The organism is Streptomyces sp. ISL-1, from assembly GCF_018614585.1.
In the GTDB taxonomy this organism is placed as follows: Bacteria; Actinomycetota; Actinomycetes; order Streptomycetales; family Streptomycetaceae; genus Streptomyces; species Streptomyces maoxianensis.
This window is the reverse complement of record NZ_JAGGOI010000007.1, coordinates 508,959-534,130: the sequence shown is the minus strand read 5'-3', so window position 1 is coordinate 534,130 and position 25,172 is coordinate 508,959. Positions and strand designations below refer to the sequence as shown.

The 25,172-nt window shown below is 73.2% G+C and carries 5 protein-coding genes and 2 pseudogenes; all 7 read right to left on the bottom strand.

The genetic code is table 11. From position 1 onward, the window contains the following. Positions 1 to 138 (bottom strand): biotin carboxylase N-terminal domain-containing protein (locus J7E87_RS07695; RefSeq protein WP_215091330.1); only part of this gene is annotated, 138 nt, incomplete at its 3' end. Positions 139 to 173: 35 nt separating this feature from the next. Then, complete coding sequence (locus J7E87_RS07690; protein WP_215091241.1) at positions 174 to 377, bottom strand: acyl-CoA carboxylase epsilon subunit; 204 nt, start codon at positions 375 to 377, stop codon at positions 174 to 176. Between the two features lie 15 nt (positions 378 to 392). After that, positions 393 to 1,943 carry an acyl-CoA carboxylase subunit beta gene (locus J7E87_RS07685; RefSeq protein WP_215091239.1) on the bottom strand — a complete coding sequence of 517 codons (1,551 nt, stop codon included), beginning with the start codon at positions 1,941 to 1,943 and terminating at the stop codon, positions 393 to 395. A gap of 36 nt (positions 1,944 to 1,979) precedes the next feature. Beyond that, the gene (locus tag J7E87_RS07680) at positions 1,980 to 3,467 is read right to left on the bottom strand and encodes an FAD-dependent monooxygenase (protein ID WP_215091237.1); all 1,488 of its coding nucleotides are present in this window, start codon (positions 3,465 to 3,467) and stop codon (positions 1,980 to 1,982) included. Beyond that, positions 3,464 to 9,055 (bottom strand): annotated as a pseudogene (locus tag J7E87_RS07675) (type I polyketide synthase); the annotation flags it as partial. The gene J7E87_RS07680 and the pseudogene J7E87_RS07675, both read right to left, overlap by 4 nt. Before the next feature lie 98 nt (positions 9,056 to 9,153). Next, positions 9,154 to 14,100: pseudogene (locus J7E87_RS07670) on the bottom strand (type I polyketide synthase); the annotation flags it as partial. Positions 14,101 to 14,152: 52 nt separating this feature from the next. Continuing rightward, positions 14,153 to 25,084 (bottom strand): type I polyketide synthase, encoded by a 10,932-nt coding sequence (locus tag J7E87_RS07665; RefSeq protein WP_215091231.1) that lies wholly within the window; start codon positions 25,082 to 25,084, stop codon positions 14,153 to 14,155. Between the last annotated feature and the right edge of the window lie 88 nt (positions 25,085 to 25,172).

Here is a 25,172-nt window from a genome sequence, read left to right as displayed (position 1 = left end):
TTCGTCGGCCGCGCGGACATGCGATTCGTCCCGGTCCGGATCGGCGTAGACGGCTACGCTCGCGATCCCGGCGTCCCGGCATGCACGGGCAACACGGACAGCGATTTCGCCACGGTTGGCGATGAGCACCTTGCGCACGACTGATCCTTGTCCGCTCACGACTCCTTGTCCGCTCACGACACGTGCCGCCACGAGCCGGCCTGTACGTGCGGGGAGTGGCGGGCCCGGTTCCAGCCGGCGCCCCTCGCTGCCCCACTCCCGAGGACGAGGTGCGGGGCGGCGGACGACCGCTGCGGCCCCACCGCGAGCAGCACCGCCACCACCGCGGCCAGGTCGTCCGCGCTGGGGTTGCCGCGCACGACTTTGAGTTCACTCATGTCCGTCGCCTCTCCTCACGCCGGGGGGTTGCCGTGCTTGCGGGACGGCAGATCAGCATGCTTGGTGCGCAGCATGTCCAGGGAGCGGACCAGCACCTGCCGCGTGTCCCGGGGGTCGATGACGTCGTCGACGAGTCCGCGTTCCGCCGCGTAGTAAGGGTGCATGAGCTCCGCCTTGTACTCCTTGATCTTCTGGTTGCGGACAATGTCGGGTTCGTCGGCGGCCGCGATCTCCCGGCGGAAGATCACATTGGCCGCGCCCTCGGCGCCCATCACGGCGATCTCGTTGCTCGGCCACGCGAGCGAGATGTCCGCCCCGATCGAGCGCGAGTCCATGACGATGTATGCGCCGCCGTACGCCTTGCGGACGATGACCTGCACCCGGGGCACGGTCGCGTTGCAGTACGCGTACAGCAGCTTGGCCCCGTGCCGGATGATGCCGTTGTGCTCCTGGTCCACGCCCGGCAGGAAGCCGGGAACGTCGACGAGCGTGACGAGGGGGATGCTGAACGCGTCGCACGTGGAGACGAAGCGGGCGGCCTTCTCGGAGGCGTGGATGTCGAGTACTCCGGCGACCGAGGCGGGCTGGTTGGCGACGATGCCCACCACATGTCCGTCCAGGCGGGCCAGCGCGCAGACGATGTTCGTCGCCCACAGCGCGTGCACCTCGAAGTACTCGCCGTCGTCGACGATCTCCTCGATCACGCCGCGCATGTCGTACGCCTGGTTGGGATCGGCGGGCACGAGGTCGAGGAGGGCGTCGTTGCGCCGGTCGGCCGGGTCGCCGGTCGCTTCGACCGGCGGTGTCTCGCGGTTGTTCTGCGGAAGGAGGGACAGCAGGTAGCGGACCTCCTCCAAGCAGGTCTCCTCGTCGTCGTAGGCGAAACCGGCGACACCGGAGATGGCGGCGTGCACATCGGCGCCGCCCAGTCCGTCCATGGACACCTGCTCACCGGTCACCGTCTGGACGACGTCGGGGCCGGTGATGAACATCTGCGAGGTCCCGCGGACCATGAACACGAAGTCGGTGAGTGCGGGCGAGTAGGCCGCACCGCCAGCGCACGGCCCGAGCATGACGCTGATTTGCGGGATCACGCCCGAGTTGCGGGTGTTCCGGCGAAAGATCCCGCCGTACCCGGCCAGTGCGGTAACGCCTTCCTGAATGCGCGCCCCGGCCCCGTCGTTCAGGGACACCAGCGGGGCGCCGGCGGCCTCGGCAAGGTCCATCAGCTTGTGGATCTTCGCCGCGTGGGCTTCGCCGAGTGCACCGCCGAAGATCCGGAAGTCGTGCGCGTAGACGAACACCGTGCGCCCGTGGACGGTTCCCCATCCGGTGACGACTCCGTCGGAGTGCGGGCGGCGGCGCTCCATGCCGAAGCCGTTCGCCCGGTGTCGGCGCAGCGCCTCGACCTCGTGGAACGACCCCTGGTCCAGGAGCAGTTCGATGCGTTCGTGGGCGGTCAGCTTGCCCTTGGCGTGTTGGCGCTCGGTGGCAGCCGGGTCGGGCCCCTGTCGGGCCGCCGTCTTCAGTTCGGTCAGTTCTGCCAAGCGATCCTGGGCCGACATGGCCAGCTCCTCCTCAGCGTCGGACGGTGATCGGTGTTACGGCGCAATACGGTTCAGCAGGCGCCGGGCGGCCGCGAGTTCCGCCGGTTCGGTGCCGCCGGCGGCGACATAGCCGTCCGGGCGCAGCAGCAGAAACCCGGTGGTGCTCCGGGCCAGATGCTCATGGGTGACGTGTACGGGCGCCTGCTCGGCCAGGGCCCGGCCGCGCGGGGCGAGACCGCCCCGGCCCGTCGGCCCCAGGGTCAGCAGCCGGAACCCGTGCGGCTCGCCCGCCGGCGCCGGGGGCACCCAGTGCGGCGCCCGCATGCCGGGCGCCGGCAGTCGGCGCCCGGGTCGCGCGGGGACCCGGGAGCGCGCCGGGGTGTTGGCCGCGGCCGAGAGAGTGTCGGGGTAGTGGACCCGCCAGCCCGCGAGCAGCGGGACGAACCAGCGCCGAAGCACTCCGGTCGCCTCCAGCGCGCTCCACGCGGTGTTGCGCACCCGGGCCGCGAAGGGGCCGAGCATGAACACCTTGAGGAACTGATGGGTGGTACGGACGATCTGCTCGGCCGCCTGCCGCCGCTCGGGCTCGTAGGTGTCGAGGATCTGTGCACCGAGCGTGCCGCTGACGACGCCGGCCAGCTTCCAGGCCAGGTTGTGTGCATCTTGGAGCCCGAGGTTGAGGCCCTGGCCGCCGAGCGGCGAGTGAGTGTGGGCGGCGTCGCCGACCAGGAAGCACCGCTCCTTGCGCAGGACGGAGGCAATGCGTTCCTGGCTGCTGAAGCTGTTGATCATTTCAAGGTCGGTGACCCGCAGATTGCCGGGTCCTCGCTCGTCGAGCAGCTGCTGCACGCCCTCCGGCGTCAGGGGGTAGCCCTCGGGGACCGCTCCAGAGATCCGTATCCGGTCGCCCGGCATCGAGGCGAAGACCACCGAGCCGGCGCGGCCGAGGAAGTAATGCACGGCGGCCCGCTCGAAGGAGCCGTTGATCTTCCCCTCGGCCAGCAGGAAGCTGGTGGGCACCTGGTTGCCGACGAAGTCGATGCCCAACTGCTCGCGTACGCCGCTGCGTACGCCGTCCGCGGCAACGAGCCAGTCGGCCTCGATCAGCTCCGGGCCGTCCGGGCCCTGCGCCTTGGCGGTGACGAAGTCGCCCGTGGTGGCCACGTCGGTGACCCGGGTGGCCCGCTCCACGCGGCCGCCGAGCCGTACGAGCGTCTCCTCCAGCAGCCTGCTGGTGTCCTCCTGAGGGAGCATCAACGGCTCGTTTCGCGCGCCGAGTTCGACGCGCAAGGTCCGGCCGCCCGCAAGGTGGTAGCTGGTCGAGCGGATGCGCAGCCCCTGCCGCTCCGCCTCGTCGAGCATCCCGATCTCACGGAAGATGCGGAGAGTCGGCGGGTGGAGCTGGACAGCACGGGAGCCCGTGTTCGGCTGCTCCGCGGCCTCCACGATCCGGGCCGGTACGCCGTACCGCCACAGTTGGCAGGCCGTGGCCAGGCCGACCGGTCCGGCGCCCACGATCAGCACAGGTGTCCGCTGTTTCATGCCGGCTGCTCCTCTGTCTTCCGCGTCTTCCCTGACGTGCCTGTCTGTCCTGCCTGCTTCCTTGCCTGGTCTCCGGGGGCGGCCGCAGCGATCCACTCGTGCACGGCCCGTGCCGTGTCCGGGGCGTACTCCTCGATCATCGAGAAGTGGTCGCCGGGCACCTCCACGGCGTCGTGGCGCTGCTGCCAGCTCGACCGCACCCCGCCGCCCGCCGACGCGGGCGCGCCGGGCACGGGCCCGGCCGGGCGGACCAGGAGCACCGGTGTCTTGATGTCGGTCGGCTCCCAGCGGGAGATGAACTCCAGATAGCCGCTCATCGCGGTGAGCCGCTCGTCGCTCAGGGGGGCGAACTCCCCGAGCCGCTCGACCATCCCGTCCATCAGGGCGGGGGCGATCTCCGCGAGCGCCTCGCTGGCGGGTAGGTAGGTGTCGAGGAGGATCAGCGCGTCGGGGAAGACGCCGGTGGACTCCAGCAGGCCGGTCACGGCGTGTGCCAGGACTCCCCCGGAGGAGTAGCCGACGAGTACGAACGGGGCGCCGTCCGCGCGCTGTCGTACGGCTTCGGCCGCCGCGGCGGCTATCGCGTCGAGTGACGCGGGCAACCGCTCGCCTTCGAGGAAGCCGGGGAGCGAGAGCGCCGAGACCTCCCAGCTGCCCCCGAAGTGGGCGCCGAACCGGGCGAACTGGTGCGGGCCGGAGGTGGCGAGAACCGTCGGGAAGCAGATCAGGGCGGCTTCCCGGTCGCCCGGGGAGATGACCACGGACGCGGGAAGGTCGGTGGCTTCGGGGGCCTCGAAGGCCGGGCGGGTCCGCGCGGCCTCCAGGAGACGGCCGTTGAACGCGTCCCTCTCGCCCTGCTCCCAGGCCTGGAGGTACTGCCCCGCCAGGGTGCCGTCCGCACTGCCCACGTCACCGGCGGGCGTCTGGCCCGCCAGTTCGGCCCGCAGGAAGCGGGCCAGGGCGTCGGGCGTACGCCGGTCCAGGATCATCCGGGCGGGCAGCCGTCGCCGCAGGACGGTGTCCAGGCGATTGCGCAGTGCCACGCCGGCGACCGAGTCCATGCCGAGTTCGAGGAAGTCCCGCCGCGCGTCGATGGCCTGCGGATCGCTGTGGCCCAGTAGCGACGCGATTTCGGCGCGTACGAGGCCTAGCAACAGGTCGTACCGCTCGGCCGCAGTGGCTCCGCGGAACCGTTCGAGTACGGCGGATCCGCGGTCGGCGGCGGGCGAGGCGTCCCGCAGGGTCTGCTCGACCTCCGGGATGGAGCCGATCAGCGGACGGGGCCCGCCTGCGGCGAGGACCCGCAGATAGGTGTCCCAGTCCAGATCGGCGACGACGAGGGTCGCCGTGTCGTCGTCCAGAGCCTGCTGGAGGGCCAACAGCGCGCGCTCCCCGTCGATCGGGGGCAGGCCGCGCCGGGCGAGCCGTTCCTGCCTGCTGCCTTCGTCGGCCGCCGCGTCGGGCACGGCGTGCGCCTCGTCCCACACGCCCCAGGCGACCGAGGTCGCGGTGAGGCCGCGGGCGCGGCGGTGGTCGGCGAGGGCGTCCAGGTAGGCGTTGGCCGCCGCATAGCCGGCCAGCCCCAGACCGGCGCCGAGCGTTGCGGCGATGGACGAGAACAGCACGAAGGCCGACAGGTCATGATGCTGTGTCAGTTCATGAAGGTTCCGCGCGCCGTGCGCCTTGGACCGCAGCACCCGGTCCAGGCCATCGAGCGTGAGCGTGCCCAGCGCCTCTTCCTCCAGCAGCCCTGTCGTGTGGAAGACGGCCGTCAGCGGTGAGTCGTCCGGTACGGCGGCCAGGACGGCGGCCAGCGCCTCCCGGTCGGCCGGATCGCAGGCTGTGACGGTCACCCGGGCGCCGAGGGCCTCCAGTTCGGCCCGCAACAACGCCGACGCGTCGTGGGTCGTGTCCGATCCTCCCACCAGCAGCAGGTGTTCGGCTCCGGCGGCCGCGAGCCGGCGGGCGACCTGTGCGCCCGCGTCCTCGGTTCCGCCGGTGACCAGCACGGTGCCGCGCGGCTGCCAGGTGCCGGGCGCCGGGGCCGTCCGGCTACGGGGCGCGCGCACGAGGCGCCGGGCGAAAGCACCGTACGGACGTATTGCCAGCTGGCTCTCCTCCCCCGCTCCGGCCAGCACGGCCGCCAGCCGGGCCAGGTCCCGCTCGTCGGGCATGTCCGGCAGGTCCACGACGCCGGCCCACAGATGCGGGATCTCCAGCTCGGCGACCTGGCCCAGCCCCCAGACATGCGCCTGTACGGGATGGTCGAGCGGGTCCGAGTCGCTGACGGAGACCGACCCTCGGGTCACCGACCAGACCCTGCGGTCGATCCCGGCGTCGGCGACGGCCTGCAGCAGCAGCAGGGTCGCGGCGAGTCCGGCGGGCAGCGACGCGTGACGCTCGTCGCCCGTGCCGTTCAGCGGCAGCAGGGACAGCACTCCGGTGAGGCTCGCGCTCTCGCCGGCGGTGCGCAGCCGGGCGGCGAGCGTGTCCCGGTCCAGGCCCGGTTCGACGGTCAGGGTGAGCGCCCGGGCACCGTGGCGCTCCAGCGTGGAGACTACGGCGTCGACCAGCGGTTCACCGTCGGCCGCGGCGGGCACCGCGACGAGCCAGGTGCCGGTGGGCGCGGCCGGTGCCGGGTCGGTGACGGACCGCCACACCACTCGGTACCGCCAGGAGTCCAGCTCCGAGCCGGCCCGGCTGTCGCGCCGCCAGGACGCCAGGGCAGGCAGGACCTCCTCCAGGGTGTCCTGGCTCAGCCGCAGTGTGGCGGCCAGTGCCTCCAGGTCCTCCCGCTCGACGGTCTCCCAGAACGCGGCCTCGATACCGTCGGGCGCCGCGGTCCCCCGCTCCCCGGAGGGCTCCACCCAGTACCTGCGGCGCTGGAAGGCATAGGTCGGCAGCTCGACGCGGCGAGCCCGGGTTCCCGCGAAGACCGCGGTCCAGTCAGTGCCGACCCCTTGGACATGGGCCTCGCCCAGGGACGCGTAGAAGCGTTCCAGTCCGCCGTGCCCGCGGCGTAGCGTGCCCACGACGACCACGTCGGCGTCGGCGCTCTCGGCCGTCTCCTCCACGCTCAGGGCCAGCACCGGGTGGGCGCTGGATTCGACGAAGACGCCGAAGCCGTCGTCGAGCAGCTTGCGTACCACGGGCTCGAAGCTGACGGGACGCCGGCAGTTCTCGAACCAGTAGTCGGCCGTCAGCTCCGAACCGTCCAGCACCTCGCCGGTCACGGTGGAGTACAGCGGAACCCGGCCTGTGGTGGGGCGTACGAACTCGAGGAGGCCGGCGAGGCGTTCGCGCAGCGGATCGACCTGGGCGCAGTGCGAGGCGACCGTCGCCGGGATGATCCGGGCCCGGACGCCTTCCACGGAGAACGCGGCCACCAGCTCCTCCAGAGCCTGCGGCTCACCGGCCACGGTGACCAGCTGGGGGCTGTTGATGCCGGCGATAGACAAGCGCTCCCCGTACGGCTCCAGCCACGGCTCCACCTCGGCCCGGGAGAGGCCGACGGAGGCCACCGCGCCCCGGCCGACGAGTTCGTCGGCGAAGAGCTGCGAGCGCAGCACCACCAGCCGGGCGGCGTCCTGGAGAGTCAGTGCCCCAGACACGCATGCGGCTGCTATCTCGCCCTGGGAGTGCCCCACGACGGCGTCGGGCTCCACTCCGTGGGACCGCCACAGATCCGCCAGGGACACCATCACGGAGAACAGGACGGGCTGGACAACTTCTATGCGGTCCAGCGAGGGCGCGCCGTCCTGCTCGCGCAGTACGGCCTCGACATCCCAGTCGACGTACGCGCCCAAGGCCTTGGCGCAGGCGCGCAGCCGCTCGGCGAAGACCGGTGCGGTGTCGAGGAGTTCGACGGCCATCCCGGCCCACTGCGAGCCCTGCCCGGGGAACACGAAGACGGTTCTGCCGCGTTCGTGTGAGGCTCCGCGGACCAGCTGCGCGGCGGTTTCGTCGTTGGCCAGCGCCTCCAGTCCGGCGCTCAGGGCGGCGCGGTCGGAGCCGATGACGACGGCCCGGTGGTCGAGCAGCGAACGGGTCGTGGCCAGGGAGAGACCGACATCGGCGACGTCGAGCTCCGGGTGGCCGGCGATGTACGCGGAGAGCCGGCCGGCCTGGGCCCGCAGCGCCTCCTGGTTCTTGGCCGACACCAGGAACGGCACGACGGCAGCCGAAGTCCCGGTCGCGGTCGCAGCGGGCGCCGGGGTGTCCTCACCTTCGGCGGACTCCCCCTCGTCGGCCGGCGCCGCCTCGATGATGACGTGGGCGTTGGTGCCGCTCATCCCGAAGGCCGACACCGCCGCGCGCCACGGGCGGTCGCTCTCCGGCCACTTCCGCTGCTCGGTGAGCAGCTGGACCGCGCCCGAGTCCCAGTCCACGAACGGGGACGGCTCGTCGACGTGGAGCGTGCGGGGCAGCACACCGTGCCGCATCGCCATCACCATCTTGATGACCCCGGCCATGCCCGCGGCAGCCAGCGTGTGCCCGATGTTGGACTTGATCGAGCCCAGCCACAGCGGGTGCTCGTCGCGCTCGCGTCCGTACGTGGCGAGCAGCGCCGAGGCCTCGATCGGGTCGCCCAGCCGGGTGCCCGTGCCGTGTGCCTCCACCGCGTCCACGTCACGCGGCGTGAGCCGCGCACTGGCCAGCGCCTGCTGGATCACGCGCTGCTGCGAGGGACCGTTCGGCGCGGTCAGTCCATTGCTCGCACCGTCCTGGTTGACCGCGCTGCCCCGTACGACCGCCAGCACCTGATGGCCGTTGCGCCGGGCCTCCGAAAGCCGCTCCACCAGCAGCACGCCGACGCCCTCGGCCCAGCCGGTGCCGTCGGCCGACGCCGCGAACGCCTTGCACCGCCCGTCCGGGGAAAAGCCGCGCTGCCGGCTGAAGTTCACGAACTCGGTCGGGGTGGCCAGCACCGTCACGCCGCCGACCAGCGCCAGCGAGCAGTCGTCCCGGCGCAGCGCCTGGGCCGCCAGGTCCAGCGCCACCAGGGACGAGGAGCAGGCAGTGTCCACGGTCACGGCCGGGCCCTCGAGGCCGAAGGTGTACGCGACACGGCCCGACAGCACACTTCGCGCGGCGCCCGTCATCTTGTACGCCTCGATCTCGTCGGCGGCCGACTGGAGCGTGAGCTGGTAGTCGTCGGTGACACAGCCCGCGTACACCCCGGTCCTGCTGCCGCGCAGCGTCGCCGGATCGATACCCGCCCGCTCCAGCGCTTCCCAGGACGCCTCCATGAACAGCCGCTGCTGCGGGTCCATCGCCGTCGCCTCACGCGGCGAGATCCCGAAGAACTCCGCGTCGAACTCGGCCGCTTCGTAAAGGAATCCGCCCCGCCGGGTGACGGTCTTGCCCGCCCGGTCCGGATCGGGGTCGTACAGGTTGTCGACGTCCCAGCCGCGGTCCGACGGGAAGTCCGCGATCACATCGGCCCCGGACTCCACGACCGCCCAGAGATCCTCGGGCGACCGCACACCGCCCGGGAACCGGCAGCTCATGCCGACGATGGCGATGGGCTCGTGCCGGCTCTCCTCCACTTCCAGCAGGCGTCGGCGGGAATCGTGGAGCTCGACGGTCACGCGCTTGAGGTAGTCCCGGAGCTTCTTTTCGTCAGGTGTCGCATTCATTGGCGTTCCTCGCTGGTGATGGGCAGTGGAGATGCCGTGCCGCCGGTTCAGGGGGTTCCGAGTTCGCTGTCTATGAAGGCGAAGATGTCGTCGTCGCTCGCGTCGTCGAGCCGGGCGGCGACGTCGGCCGCTCCCGGCACGGCGCTCGCACCGGTCAGCTCGGCCAGGAAGGCCTGGAGCCGTACGCCGATCCGTTCGCGTACCGCCTCCTCGCCCGCGGCCTCGGCCAGCAGGGACTGCAGCTTGTCGAGTTCCTCGTCCACCCAGGCTCCTCGGTCCGCGGGGGCGATCTCCGTCCGCAGATACGCGGCGACGGACGCCGGGGTCGGGTGATCGAAGACCAGCGTGGCGGGCAGCCGCAGACCGGTCACCGCCCCCAGCCGGTTGCGCAGGGACACCGCGGCCAGGGAATCGAGCCCCAGGTCCTTGAGCGCCCGCCCGGCCGGGACCGCCTCTGCGCCAGAGTGGCCCAGCACGGTAGAGATCTCCGTCCGTACGAGATCGGTCAGCAGCCGCTCCTGCTCCGCATCGGACAGCCCGGCCAGCGTCTGCGCCAGACTGTCCGTCGCGTCGGAGCCGCCCGCCTCGTCCGGACTGCCCGCGGCGCTCAGGATCCGCTCGACCTCGGGCAGTTGGCTGATGAGCGGGCTGGACCGCACGGCGGTGAAGGCCGGAGCGAACCGCTCCCAGTCCACATCGGCCACGACGAGCGCGGCCTCGGTCCCCTCCAGCGCCTCCGCCAGGACGGTGAGCGCCAGGTCCGGTGCCATCTCGGACAGTCCGAGCCGGCGCAGTTGCTCCCGGCGGCGCTGCTCGGCGGCCGGGTCCGCGGTCTCGGTGGCGGTCGAGGCAGTGTCCGCCCAGACTCCCCAAGCCAGGGAGGTCGCCGCCTGGCCCCGGCCGCGGCGGTGTTCGGCGAGGGCGTCGAGGTAGGCGTTGGCGGCGCTGTACGCGCCCTGCCCGCCGCTGCCCCACACCCCGGCGATGGACGAGAACAGCACGAAGGCGTCCAGCGAACCGGCGTCCACCAGCTCGTGCAGATGGGCGGCGCCACCCGCCTTGGCCGCCATGGTGGCGGCGAACTCCGCGACATCGGTCTCGGCCAGCGCCGCGGTCCTGAGGTCCCCGGCCGCGTGGAACACCGCGCTCAGCGGCTGCTCCGCCGGGATGCCGGAGAGCAGCGCGGCCACGTCGCCCCGGTCGCCGAGGTCGCACACGACGACCGTCACCCGCGCCCCGAGTTCGGACAGTTCCGCCACCGTCTCCGCCGCCCCGGGCACCTCCGTACCGGGGGCCCTGGTGAGGACCAGGTGATCGGCGCCGAGGCCGGCCAGCCGACTGGCGATCCGCGCGCCCATGCCCCAGGTCCCTTCGGTGACGAGCACCGTGCCACGCGGCGTCCATTGCACACTGCCCGGCCGCTGTGCGGCAGCCGCCCGGACCAGCCGGCGCGCCAGCACACCGGCCGGCCGTACGGCCAGCTGGTCCTCGCCGCCCGGGTCTGCCAGCACTCCCGTCAGGCGACGCAGGGCCTGCTCGTCGGGCACCGCCGGGAGGTCGATCAACCCGCCCCACAGCTGGGGGTGTTCGAGCGCCGCGGTGCGGCCCAGGGCCCAGACCGGTGCCTGCGCCGGGGCGTCGAGGGTGTCCGATCCACCGACCGAGACTGCGCCCCGGGTCAGCAGCCACAGCGGGCCGCGGGCGACTGCCCCGTCGGCGGCCAGCGCCTGGATCAGCAGCAGCGTGCCCGCCGTTCCCCGCGACACCACCGGGTGGGCGGGGTGCGGGGCAGTGTCCAGCGCGAGCAGCGACACGACTCCGCCGGCCGGCCGGTCGCCCGCGGCCTCGGCCTCGGCGAACTGTCGGGCGAGTGCGGCCGAACCGGTCGTTGCCGCGTCGACGACGACCCGGACGGGGTGCGCCCCTCGCTCCGCGAGCGCGGCCTCCGCCGCATCGGCCAGGCCGGCGCCGTAGTCCGCGAGGGTGGCCGGCACGACGACCAGCCAGGTGCCCGAGAGGGCTGCTTCGCCGACCGGGCCGGCCGGCCACCAGGCCGTCCGGTAGCGCCAGGAATCCACGACGGACCGCTGCCTGCTGCCCTCGCGCCAGGCCGCCAGCACCGGCAGCACCTCGGCGAGGGCGCCGGAATCCGCCAGACCCAGCGTGTCCGAGAGCGTCCCGAGGTCCTGGCCCTCCACCGCCTCCCAGAACAGGGCGTCGGCGCCGTCCTCGGCGGTGCCGCTGCCTGCCTGCCCCGAGCGGGTGTCCAGCCAGTACCGCTGCCGCTGGAAGGGGTAGGTGGGAACGTCCACGCGGCGTGCGCCGGAACCGGCGAACAGCACCTTCCAGTCGACCTCGGCGGCCCCGCGGGCATGGACCTCGGCGACGGCGGCCGTGAGCGTCAGGGCCTGCGGCCTGCCGCGCCGCTGCGCGGCGATGAGCAGCGGCTCCGCCTCGTCCGGCCCGGAGAGGCTGTCCTGTGCCATGGCGGTCAGTACGGCGTCCGGGCCGAGTTCGACGTACGTCCGCACGCCCTGGTCCCGCAGGGTGCGGATGCCGTCGTGGAAACGCACCGCCTGACGGATGTGGCGCGTCCAGTACTCGGGAGAGGTTGCCTCTTCGGGTGCGAGGAGCCGGCCGGTCACATTCGACACGACCGGGATCCGCGGTGCGGCGAAGGTCAGCCGGCCGGCGACCGCACGGAACTCGTCGAGCATCGGCTCCATGTGCGGCGAGTGGAAGGCGTGGCTGACCCGCAGCCGGCGCGTCTTGAATCCGCGCGCGTCCAGCTCGGCGGCGATGTGCGTCACTGCCTCCTCGTCGCCCGAAATCACCGTGGAGGCAGGGCCGTTGACGGCGGCGACCGTCACCTCCTGGTTCCGGCCGGCCAGCCGTCCGGTGACCACGTCCTCGTCGGCCAGCACCGACACCATCGCGCCGCCGCGCGGAAGCGCCTGCATCAGCGAGCCCCGGGCGGCCACCAGCGCGGCCGCGTCGTCGAGCGAGAGCACTCCGGCCACGTGCGCGGCCGCCAGCTCGCCGATCGAGTGGCCCATCACGAAGTCCGGCGCCCGGCCCCATGATTCGAGCAGCCGGTACAGCGCGACCTCGAGGGCGAAGAGTCCCGCCTGGGTGTACACCGTCTCGTTCAGCAGGGCGGCGTCCTCGGTGCCGTCCTCCGCGAACATCACCTCACGCAGGGGTCGTTCGAGCCGCCCGTCCAGAGCGGCGAAGACCGCGTCGAGCGCCTCGGCGAACACCGGATATGCCTCGTACAGGCCGTGTCCCATGCCCGGCTGCTGACTGCCCTGGCCGGTGAACAGGTACGCCACCTTGCCCTCCCGGTCAGCGAGACCCTGCACCAGTCCGGGTGCGGGCCGCCCCTCTGCCAGTGCCGTCAGTCCGGCACGCAGCTCGGCCGCGTCGGTGCCGGCCACCACCGCACGGTGGTCCAGCGAGGACCGGGTGGTGGCGAGCGTGAACGCGGTGTCCAGCAGCCGGTTTTCTCCGGCCGCCTCCAGCCGCTCGCGCAGTCGGCCCGCCTGTGCCCGGAGCGCCTGCGCACTGCGGGCGGACAACAGCAGCGGCAGTACGGCCGGTCCGGCGCCCTCCCCGTCGGCGGGCGGCTGCTCATCGGCGGGCGGCTCTTCGATGATGATGTGGGCGTTGGTGCCGCTGATGCCGAAGGAGGACACGGCCGCCCGGCGGGGCCGGTCGTTGTCCGGCCACTTCTGCTCCTCGGTCAGCAGCTCGACCGCGCCCGGCTCCCACTCCACGAACGGGGACGGCTCGTCGACATGCAGGGTGCGGGGCAGCATGCCGTGCCGCATCGCCATCACCATCTTGATGACACCGCCGACACCGGCCGCCGCCTGGGTGTGCCCGATGTTGGACTTGATCGAGCCCAGCCACAGCGGGTGTTCGCCCCGGTCCCGGCCGTACGTGGCGAGCAGCGCCTGCGCCTCGATCGGGTCCCCGAGCTTGGTGCCCGTGCCGTGCGCCTCCACCGCGTCCACCTCGCGCGGCGTGAGCCGCGCACTGGCCAGCGCCTGCTGGATCACGCGCTGCTGCGAGGGACCGTTCGGCGCGGTCAGTCCATTGCTCGCACCGTCCTGGTTGACGGCGGAGCCGCGTACGACCGCCAGGACCTGGTGGCCGTTGCGGCGCGCGTCCGAGAGCCGCTCGACGACCAGCACCCCGACGCCCTCGGCCCAGCCGGTGCCGTCGGCCGACGCCGCGAACGCCTTGCACCGGCCGTCGGCCGACAGTCCGCGCTGGCGGCTGAACTCCACGAAGGTGCCGGGCGCCGACATGACCGTGACACCGCCGGCCAGCGCCAGGGCGCAGTCCCCCTGCCGCAGGGCCTGGACCGCCATGTGCAGCGTGACCAGGGACGAGGAGCAGGCCGTGTCCACGGTGACGGCCGGGCCCTCCAGGCCGAAGGTGTACGCGACCCGGCCGGACAGCACGCTGCCCAGACCACCGGTCAGCCGGTAGCCCTCGACGCCCTCCACCGGCTGGTGCAGGTAGGGACCGTAGTCGTGGTACATCAGGCCCGCGTACACGCCGGTCCTGCTGCCGCGCAGGGTGGCCGGGTCGATGCCCGACCGCTCGAACGCCTCCCACGAGGCCTCCAGCAGCAGCCGCTGCTGCGGGTCCATCGCCAGCGCCTCACGCGGCGAGATCCCGAAGAACTCCGCATCGAACTCCGCCGCCTCGTGCAGGAAGCCGCCCTCACGGGTGTACGACGTCCCCGGCCGCTCGGCCTCCGGGTCGTACAGCTCCTCCACGTCCCAGCCGCGGTCGACCGGGAAGCCGGAGATCGCGTCCCCGCCCGAGGCCACCAGCTGCCACAGCTCCTCGGGGGAGGACACCCCGCCCGGGTAGCGGCAGCTCATGCCCACGATCGCGATCGGCTCCTGCGAGGCGGCGACCAACTGCTGGTTCTGCTGCCGCAGTCGGGCGGTCTCCTTCAAGGAGTCCCGCAAGGCCTCGACGACTGCTTCGGACGATGTGTTCGTCATGATCTCTCTCCTTCAGAACTCTCTAGAACTCGGCGCCTGTCCGGGCCATGCGGATGAGGGCGTCGACGTCCATGTCGTCGATGCGGTCCGTGCCGCTGGCGTCGGAGGCGGGGTCCGGGCCGCTGCCGTGGCCGCCGCTGTCGGCGCCCGTCGCGTCCGCGAGCCTCAGCAGACCGTCGAGCAGACCGGCCTCCTCGATGCGGTGCATCGGAAGAGCCGCGAGGATGCCGCGGATCCTCGCCTCGTCGACTTCGCCGGCCGGAGCGGCCGAGGCGGCGGGCGCCAGTTCGGCCCGCAGATGCCCGGCGACCGCGGCGGGGGTCGGATAGTCGAAGACGAGGGTCGCGGGCAGCCGCAGTCCGGTCGCCCTGCCCAGCCGGTTGCGCAGCTCGACGGCGGTGAGCGAGTCGAGTCCGAGCTCCTTGAAACCCCGCTTCACATCGATGGAGTCCGTACCGCCGTAGTCGAGCGTCGCGCCGACCTCGGCCCGTACGAGATCCAGCAGGACCTGCTGCTGCTCCTCCTCCGTCAGTGCCGCCAGCCGGTCGGCCAGGGACTGCTGGGGAGGGCCGCCTGCCGTGGCTGCCCCCGCCGACGCGGCGCGCCGGGCCGGGACCCGGACCAGTCCGCTCAGCAGCGGCGGGAGTCCGCTGCCGAGCGCCCTGAGTGCCGCGGCGTCGAGCGGCAGCGGAACCGCCGCGGCCGAGTCCAGCGCCAGTGCGGCGTCGAACAATTCCATGCCCTGGACGGAGGTGATCGCGGTCATGCCCGTACGGGCGAACCGGTTACGGTCGGCCTCCGTGAGCGCGGCTGCCATGCCGCCCTCCGCCCACGGTCCCCAGGCGAGCGACGTGGCCGGGAGGCCCTGCGCCCTGCGGTGGTGCGCCAACGCGTCCAGGAAGGTGTTTGCGGCGGCGTAGTTGGCCTGCCCCGCGCCTCCGACCAGGCCCTGGATGGAGGAGAACAGGACGAAGGCGGTGAGCCCGAGGTCACGGGTGGCCTCGTGCAGGTTCCACGCGGCGTCCGCCTTGGGCCGCAGTACGGCGTCGAACCGCTCGGGCGTCAACGCCCCCAGCACACCGTCGTCCAGCACACCGGCCGCGTGCACCACCCCGGTCAGGGGGCGGCCGGCGGGGATCGTGGCCAACAGGGCGTCCAGCGCCCCGCGGTCCGCGACGTCGCAGGCCGCGATGGTCACCTCCGCGCCGAGCGCCGCCAGAGTGGCCTCCAGCTCGGCCGCGCCCTCCGCCGCCGGTCCGCGGCGGCTGGTCAGCAGCAGGTGCCGCACGCCGTGTTCGGTGACCAGGTGCCGGGCCAGCAGGCCGCCCAGGGCGCCCGTGGCGCCGGTGATCAGTACGGTGCCGTCGGGGCCCCACGGCCCGGAGGCGTCCGCGGGCACCGCGACCCTCTCCAGACGGGGCACGGAGAGGCTGCCGTCACGGACGGCCACCTGCGGTTCGCCGGAGGACAGGGCCCGCTCGACGCCCTGGGCCGCGGCCCCCTCGTCGTCCACGTCCACCAGCACCAGCCGGTCGGGGTTCTCCGTCTGCGCCGATCGCAGCAGACCCCACACGGCGGCCCGCGGCAGATCGGTCACGTCCTCGTCCACCGACGCGGCCACCGCGCGCCGCGTCATCACGACCAGCCGGGACGCGGCGAACCGGTCGTCGGCCAGCCAGGTCTGGGCCAGCGTCAGGGCTCCGTGCACAGCGGTACGTACGGAACTCTCCGGAGCCGTCAGGGGCACCACCACGACATCCGGTACTGCGGCGCCCGCGTCGATGGAGGCGCCCAGCGCCGCCACATCCGCGAACCGCTCCGCGCCCGACAGTCCCGGCACCTCGCCGCCCAGCACCGCCCGCGATCCGCCCGGCGCGCCCGGCCCGGCTTTCACCGGCGCCCAGCCCACCCGGAACAGCGCCTCGTGGCTGCGGCCGCCGGCCGCGCCGAGCTGCTCCGCGGACACGCTCCGCACCACCAGCGACTCCACCGCGGCGACAGCGCCGCCCGCCGCGTCGGCGACCTCGATGGTCACCGCGTCGATGCCGGCCGGGGCCAGCCGCACCCGGGCCGCGGCGGCCCCTGAGGCGTACAGCCGTACACCGCTCCAGACGAACGGCAGCCGCGCGTCACCCGTGCCAGGCAGGACGCCCAGCTCGATGGCGTGCAGCGCCGAGTCGAGGAGTGCCGGATGCAGACCGAAGGCGGCTGCCTGCTCGTTCTGCGCCTCCGGCAGGGCGAGTTCGGCGAAGACCTCGTTGCCGCAGCGCCACACGGACCTGAGCCCCTGGAACGCCGGGCCGTAGTCGAAGCCCTGCTCCGCGAGAGCGTCGTAGCGTCCGGTCAGGTCCACCCGCTCGGCGCCGCGCGGCGGCCACACCGCCAGGTCGAAGCCCGCCGGCGGTCCTTCGGGGAAAAGGGTGCCGCTCGCGTGCCGGGTCCACGGCTCCTCGAACGTGCCCGTGCCGCCCTCCGCGCGAGAGTGGACGCTCAGCGCGCGGCGTCCCGACTCGTCCGCGGTGCCCACCGCCACCTGGAAGCGCACCGCGCCGTCCTCTGGCAGCACCAGCGGTGCCTCCAGGGTCAGTTCCTCCAGCTGCCCGGCTCCGGCCTCGGCCCCGGCCCGTACGGCCAGTTCCACGAACGCCGTGCCCGGCAGCAGCACCCGGCCCAGGACCGCGTGGTCGGCGAGCCAGGGGTGGGTGCGCAGGGAGAGCCGGCCCGTGAAGAGGACCTCGTCGGTGTCGGCGCGAGTGAGCGTCGCGCCCAGCAGCGGGTGGTCGGCAGCCGCGAGACCGGCCGAACTCACATCGCCGGTACGGGCCACAGCCTGCGCCCAGTAGTGCTTGCGCTGGAAGGCGTACGTGGGCAGGTCGACCCGGCGGGCGCCCGTACCCTCGAACACCTTCTCCCAGGAGGGGCCGGCCTGCCGCACGTGCAGCCGGGCGAGCGCGTGGGCGAGCGCCGCGGTCTCCGGGCGGTCCTTGCGGAGCACTGTCACGAACTCCGGCTCGGCACCGCCCAGGTCCACCACGCAGTCCCGGCCCATGGCCGACAGCACGCCGTCAGGACCCAGCTCCAGGAAGGTCGTGACGCCGGCGTCCTGCAGCGCCCGGATGCCGTCGCTGAACCGGACGGCCTCCCGTACATGCCGCACCCAGTACCCGGCCGAGCGGATCTCGTCCGTGGCGATCTTGCCGGTCACGTTGGACACGACCGGGATGCGCGGCACGGTGTACGTCAGCTTCTCCGCCACCGCGCGGAAGTCGTCGAGCATCGGCTCCATGTGCGGCGAGTGGAAGGCATGGCTCACCCGCAGCCGGCGCGTCTTGCGCCCGGCCTCGTTCAGTTGCTCCGCCACGGCCAGTACGGCCAGCAGGTCCCCGGAGATCACGACGGAGGCGGGGCCGTTGACGGCGGCGATCGACACCTCGTGCTCGCGGCCGGCCAGCAGTGCCGCGACCTCGTCCTCGGGGGCCAGGACCGAGACCATCGCGCCGTCCTGCGGAAGGGCCTGCATCAGCTGGCCGCGGGCGGCGACCAGCGCTGCCGCGTCCGCGAGCGAGAGCATGCCCGACACATGGGCGGCGACCAGTTCGCCGACCGAGTGGCCGGTCACGAAGTCCGCCGCCAGGCCGAGGTGTTCGGCGAGCCGGAACAGGGCGACTTCCAGGGCGAAGAGAGCGGCCTGGGTGAACACCGTCTGGTCCAGCAGCTCAGCGTCCCACGACTCGTCGTCGGCGAAGACGACTTCCCGTACCGAACGGCCCAGGCGGGTGTCGAGTTCGGCGCACACGGCGTCGAGCGCCTCGGCGAACGCCGGATACGTCTCGTACAGCTCGCGCCCCATGCCGGGTCGCTGGCTGCCCTGTCCGGTGAAGAGGAACGCCACCTTGCCGCGGGCAGGCTCGCCGGACGGTTCTGCGAACAGTTCTGCCTGCGGTTCCGCGGTGACGAGCCGGGGGGACGTGCCGCCCGTGGCCAGCGCCGCCAGTCCCTCGGCCAGCTCCTCCCGGTTCCCGGCGAGCAGCACCGCCCGGTGGTCGAGCGCGGCACGGCCTGTGGCGAGCGAGTAGCCGAGGTCCAGCAGAGCCACGCCGTCGGCCGCGTCGAGGTGCGCGCTCAGCCGCTCCGCCTGTGCGGCGAGCGCCTGGGGGGTCCTGGCGGACAGCACCAGCGGTACGGCGGCGGGCGAGGAGGCATCAATAGCCCCGTCCGCCAACTCCCCTGCCGCAGGCGCCTGTTCGAGAACCACATGGGCGTTGGTTCCGCTGATGCCGAAGGACGACACGGCGGCCCGGCGCGGGTGACCGGTCTGCGGCCACTCCCGCTGATCGGTGAGCAGTTCGACCGCGCCCGACTCCCAGTCCACGTACGGCGACGGCTCGTCGACATGAAGCGTGCGGGGCAGCACGCCGTGCAGCATCGCCTGCACCATCTTGATGACACCGCCGACGCCGGCCGCCGCCTGGGCGTGACCGATGTTCGACTTCAACGAGCCCAGCAGCAGGGGCTGTTCGGCGGAGCGCTCGCGTCCGTACGTGGCGAGCAGCGCCTGCGCCTCGATCGGGTCGCCGAGCCGGGTGCCCGTGCCGTGCGCCTCCACCGCGTCGACGTCCGCGGCCAAGAGCCCGGCGTTCGCCAGGGCCGCGCGGATCACGCGCTGCTGCGAGGGGCCGTTCGGCGCGGTGAGCCCGTTGCTCGCCCCGTCCTGGTTGACGGCGGAGCCTCGTACGACCGCGAGCACCTGGTGGCCATTGCGCCGAGCGTCCGAGAGCCGCTCGACGACCAGCACCCCGACGCCTTCGGCCCAGCCGGTGCCGTCGGCCGCCGCCGCGAACGGCTTGCACCGCCCGTCGGGCGACAGCCCCTTCTGCCGGCTGAACTCCACGAAGGTGTCCGGGGTCGACATGACCGTGACACCGCCGACGAGCGCCATCGAGCACTCGCCCTGCCGCAGGGCCTGCGCGGCCATGTGCAAGGCCACCAGGGACGACGAGCAGGCCGTGTCCACGGTCAGCGCCGGGCCTTCCAGGCCGAGGCTGTACGACACCCGGCCGGACAGCACACTGGCCGCGCTGCCGGTCATCCGCTGGCCCTCGGCTCCTCCCTGTCCTTCACCGTGGTCGCGGAACGTGAACGTTCCCGCGTACACGCCGGTCCTGCTGCCGCGCAGGGTGGCCGGGTCGATGCCCGCCCGCTCGACCGCCTCCCACGAGGCCTCCAGCAGCAGCCGCTGCTGCGGGTCCATCGCCAGCGCCTCACGCGGCGAGATCCCGAAGAACTCCGCATCGAACTCCGCCGCCTCGTGCAGGAAGCCGCCGTGGCGCACGTACGACGTGCCGGACTGCTCCGGGTCGGCGGAGTACAGCCGGTCCAGGTCCCAGCCGCGGTCGACCGGGAAGCCGGAGATCGCATCCCCGCCCGAGGCCACCAGCTGCCACAGCTCCTCGGGGGAGGACACCCCGCCCGGGTAGCGGCAGCTCATGCCCACGATGACGACCGGATCGTCGCCGTCGGCAGTCGTGGTGGAGGCCGGCAGCACCGCGGCCTGGTACGTCATGTCGAGGAGCTCGGCACGCAGATACCGGATGACGGCGTCGGTCGTGGGATGGTCGAACACGAGCGTGGCCGGCACCCGGATCCCCGCTGCCGCGCTCAGCTTGTTGCGCAGCTCGACACCGGTGAGGGAGTCGAATCCGAGGTCCTTGAAGCTCCGGCCGGTGTCGACAGAGTCCGCGGATGCGTACCCCATGACCGCCGCGACCTGTGCACGAACCACCTCGCCGAGGAGCGTCTCGCGCTCGCCCTCGGGAAGGTTCCGAAGCCGCTCCCGCAGCCCCGACGCGTCGGGCACGGCGGTCGCGGTGCTCCGCTCCGGCCCGGCGGCCTGACGCAGCGGCAGCCGTACGAGCCCGCGCAGCGCGCTCGGCAACTCCTCCACGGCGGCCCTGGCCCGCAGCGCTTCCCGGTCGAACCGGGCGGGTACCACCACCGGCGCATCGGCCGAGCGGGCCCGGCCGAACAGAGCCAGCGCCTCGTCCGCCCCGAGCGGCAGCAGCCCGGACCGGCCCAGCCGGGCGCGGTCGGCGTCCTCCAGGTCACGGGTGAGACCGGCCGGGTGATCCCACAGGCCCCAGGCGAGGGAGACGGCGGGCAGCCCTTCCTCCCAGCGGCGCCGGGCGAGAGCGTCGAGGAAAGCGTTGGCCGCCGCGTAGTTGGCCTGGCCGGCGTTACCGAGCGTGCCGACCACGGAGGAGAACAGCACGAAGTCGGAGAGCTTGAGGTGCCGCGTCAGCTCGTGCAGGTGCAGCGCGCCGTCCACTTTCGGCCGGAGCACCCGATCGATCTGCTCGGTGGTGACGGTTTCGGCGACCCCGTCGTCCAGTACGCCCGCGGCGTGCACGACGGCGGTGAGCGGATGCGCGGCGGGGATGGAGGCAAGCAGCGCGGCGAGCGCGTCCCGGTCGGCGACATCGCAAGCAGCGACGGTCACCGATCCGCCGGACTCCCGGAGCTCGGCGGCCAGTTCGGCAGCCCCGTCGGCCTCCGGACCCCGGCGGCTCACCAGCAGCAGGTGACGGACGCCCTGTTCGGCAGCGAGGTGGCGGGCCACCAGTGCGCCGAGCGCGCCCGTACCGCCGGTGATCAGGACGGTGCCGCCGGACTCCCAAGCGGCCGTACGGCCCTCGGGCGCGGCCGGCCTCTCCAGCCGGGGCACGAGGAGGGCGCCCTCGCGCAGGGCGAGTTCGGACTCTCCCGAAGCGACGGCCGCCGGCAGCGCGCGGAGGGATCCCCGCCCGTCGCCCAGGTCCAGCAGGGCGATCCGGCCGGGGTGCTCCGCCTGTACAGACCGCACCAGCCCCCACAGCGCGGCGCCGGACAGGTCCGGTGCGGCGTCGCCGGGAGCGGCGGCCACGGCGCCGCGGGTGACGAGAACCAGCCGGGATCCGGTGAACCGTTCGTCGGCGAGCCAGAGCCGCAGCAGACCGAGAGTGTCCGCGGTGACGGTGCGCACGGCCCCGGCGAGACCCCCGGCCGTCACGGACGCGGCGGGCGAGGGGCGCGGCACGAGGATCACCTCGGGCACGGCGGAGCCGCCGGCCGCGGCGAGCGTGGACAGATCCGGGTAGACCGCCACGCCTCCGGTGGCGGTGGTGAGGGCGGTGGCCAGGCCGAAGTTGTCGCTCCCGGCCACGGCCCAGCGTCCGGACGGGGCACCGCCCGGGGTGAGCGGCAGGCCCGTCCACGCAACGCGGAAAAGCGCGTCGTGGGCCTGCGTGCCGGCGGCACGCCGCAGTTCCTCGTCGGAGAGGGGCGCCGGAAGCACGGCCTCGACAGCAGCGAGCGGAAGCCCCGCGCCGTCGGCGACGGCGAGCGAGAAGGTACCTTCGCCGCCGCGGCCGGACGGGGCGCCTCCGCGGCCGGCCGGGGTGATCCGGACGCGCAGGTCGGCCGCTCCGGCCGCGTACAGCCGGATTCCGCGCCACACCCTCGGTAGCCAGGGCAGCTCCGCTGCCGGGTCGTCGGACGTTCCGTCCTGCCAGGCGTGCGGGGCGGTCGCGTGCAGGGCGGCGTCCAGCAGACCGGGCTGCAGCGCGAACTCGGCGGCATACGCCCGGTGTTCCTCGGTCGCCGACACCTCGGCGAAGAGCTCCTCGCCGAGGCTCCAGACGGCCCGCAGCCGGGGGAAGGCCGGGCCGAGGTTCAGCCCGCGGTCGGCCAGGGCCTCGTAGCGGTCGGCGATGTCCACCGGGACCGCCCCGGCGGGCGGCCACACACTCAGGTCGAAACCGGTGTCGGGGCCGGCCGGCGCAAGCACGCCGTCGGCGTTCCGGGCCCACTCGCGGCCGGGCCCGTCCCCTTCCGGCCGGGTGTGCACCGAGAGCGTGCGGCGGCCGTCCGGGTCCGGGTCGCCGACGGCGACCTGGAACTGCACGGCACCGTCCTCGGGCAGCACCAGCGGCGCCTCCAGCGTGAGCTCCTCGACCCGCACGGCGCCGACCTCGGCACCGGCCTGCACGGCCAGTTCCACGAAGACGCCGGCCGACAGCACCGCCGTGTCCAGGATCCGGTGGTCGCCGAGCCACGGGTGGGTCCGCAGCGACAGCCGCCCGGAGAGCAGCAGCTCCCCGCCGCCGGCGCGCGGTACGACCGCGCCGAGCAGCGGGTGGTCGATCGGTGCGAGCCCCGCCGAGCCGACGTCCGCGACCGTACGGTCTGGTGCCGTCAGCCAGTGGCTCTCGCGCTGGAAGGCGTACGTGGGCAGCGCAACGCGGCGGCCGCCCCGGTCCGACAGCAGCTTCTGCCAGGCCACAGGGACGCCGCGGACATGCAGTTCGGCCAGCGCGGTGAGCAGGGCGGGCAGTTCGGGCCGGGCGCGGCGTGCGGCGGGCACGAATGCGGTGTCCGCCTCGTTCTCCGCGCTCACGCAGTCGCGGCCCATCGCCGCGAGCACGGCATCCGGTCCGACCTCCAGGAAGGTGCGCGCACCGGACTCCTCCAGCGCCCGTACACCGTCGAGGAAACGGACGCCTTCGCGGGCGTGGCGCACCCAGTACTCGGGCGTGCAGATCTCCTCCGCGGTGACGATGCGGCCGGTCAGGTTGGAGACCATCGGGATGCGCGGCGGGTGGTACTCCAGACCCGTCGCGACCTCACGGAAGGCGTCGAGCATGCCGTCCATGTGCGGCGAGTGGAACGCGTGGCTCACCCGCAGCCGCTTGGTCTTGCGCCCGCGCTCCCGCCACTGTGCGGCGACCTCCAGGACGGCGTCCTCGTCACCCGCGATCACGGTGGACACGGGGCCGTTGGCCGCCGCGACCGCGACCTGGCCCACGTGGGGCGCGAGGGTCGGCAGCAGCTCCTCCTCCGAGGCCTGGACGGACACCATCGCGCCGCCCGGGGGGAGTTCCTGCATCAGCCGGCCGCGGGCCGCCACCAGGGCGCAGGCGTCGGCGAGCGACAGGATGCCGACGGCGTGCGCCGCGGCGAGTTCGCCGACCGAGTGGCCCAGGACGAGGTCGGGGGTGACGCCCCAGTCCTCCAGCAGCCGGTAGAGCGCGGTCTCGTAGGCGAACAGCGCGGGCTGGGTGTAGCCGGTGAGGTCGAGCAGGGCCGCGTCCGCGGAGTCCTCGGCGTGCGCGGCCTCCGCGGCATCGTCGGCGAGGAAGATCAGCTCGCGCAGCGGGCGGTCGAGGTGGGCGTCCAGCAGGTCGCAGACCTCGTCGAGCGCCGCGGCGAAGACGGGGAACGTCTCGTACAGCGCCCGGCCCATGCCCGCGCGCTGGCTGCCCTGCCCGGTGAAGAGAAAGGCCAGTCCGCCGGGCCGAGCGGTGCCGACGGCCGAACCGGCGGGAGCGTTCCCCGCCGCCAGTGCGGACAGGCCCGCGGCGAGGCCGTCGCGGTCGTCCGCGAACACCACGGCGCGGTGCTCGAAGTGGGTCCGGGTCGCGGCCAGCGAGTGGACCACATCGTCGAGGTCCTGGTCCGGGCGGTCGGCAAGGTGCTCGTGCAGCCGGGCGGCCTGGGCGCGCAGCGCGTCCTCGGTCCGTCCGGACACCAGGGCCGGTACGGGCGCCCCGACGGTACGGGCGGGCGCGTCCGGGGCGGTCCGGCTCTCCGGGGCGGGAGCCCAGTCGGTGAGGACGAGGTGGCAGTTGGTGCCGCCCATGCCGAAGGAGCTCACGCCGGCCATCAGCGGAGTGTCGTCCTCGGTCTCCAGCGGGAGCAGGCCGTCGTTGACCCTCAGCCGGAGGTCGTCCAGGGCGATGGCCGGATTGGGGGTACGGAAGTTGAGGCTCGGGACGAGCGTCCTCTCCCGTATGCACAGCACTGCCTTGATCAGGCCCGCGATTCCTGCGGCCCCCTCCAGGTGGCCGATGTTGGGCTTGGCGGAGCCGACCAGCAGCGGGGCGTCGGCGGCGCGGTCGGCGCCGCTGCCGAGCACAGCGCCGAGCGCCGTCGCCTCGATGGGGTCGCCGAGGGGGGTGCCGGTGCCGTGCAGCTCGACGAACCGTACGGCGGCGGGGTCGACGCCTGCGCGATGGTAGGCCCGCCTCAGCACCTCTTCCTGAGCGGCCCCATGAGGTGCCGTCAGATTCTCGCCGCCGCCGTCGTTGTTGACGGCTCCGCCCCGGATCACGCTGAGGACGGGATCCCCGTCGGCGAGGGCACGGCGCAGCGTCTTGAGGACGACGAGCCCGCCGCCCTCGCCGCGCACATAGCCGTTGGCTCGGTCGTCGAAGGTGTACGTACGGCCGTCCGGCGACAGGGCGCCGAACTTCTCGGCGACCAGGAAGCCTTCGGGTACGAGGTTCAGGCTGACGCCACCCGCGAGAGCCAGTTCGCAGTCCCCCTTGCGCAGGCTCTCGCAGGCGAGCTGCACCGCGACCAGTGAGGAGGACTGCGCCGAGTCGACGGCCAGGCTGGGGCCACGCAGACCGAGCAGGTAGGACACCCGGTTAGCGATGATGCTCCGGCTGAGGCCGGTGATGGTCTGGTGGGTGACAGCCTCGGTTCCGTACTGGTGCGCGAGCTTGGCGTAGTCGTCCCAGATCGCACCGACGAACACCCCGGCCGCTGCGCCCTTGATGTCACCGGGGACGATCCCGGCGTACTCCAGCGCCTCCCAGGCGAGTTCGAGCATCAGCCGCTGCTGCGGGTCGATGCCCGCCGCCTCGCGGGGCGTGATGCCGAAGAACTCGGGGTCGAACCGGTCGATCCCGTCGAGGAATCCGGCGGGCCTGGACACCGACCCGGCCGGCAGCGCAGGGCGCGCGTCCGGCGGCCCGTCGGAGACGGCATTCGTCCCGCTCTTGAGGAGCTCCCAGTACGCCTCCGGCCCCTGGGCTCCGGGGAAGCGGCAGGACAGCCCGACGACGGCGATAGATTCGTCCAGTACGTCCAGTACTTCGTGACGCTCCGGAAGACCGGACCCGGGTGCAGTAGCCATGTGGTGGCTCTTCCTTTCAGCGACCGCGCGTGACTCAGCCCGCCACGCGCAGGAAGGTGCTTCGGATAGCTCGGTTGCAGCGGGGCGG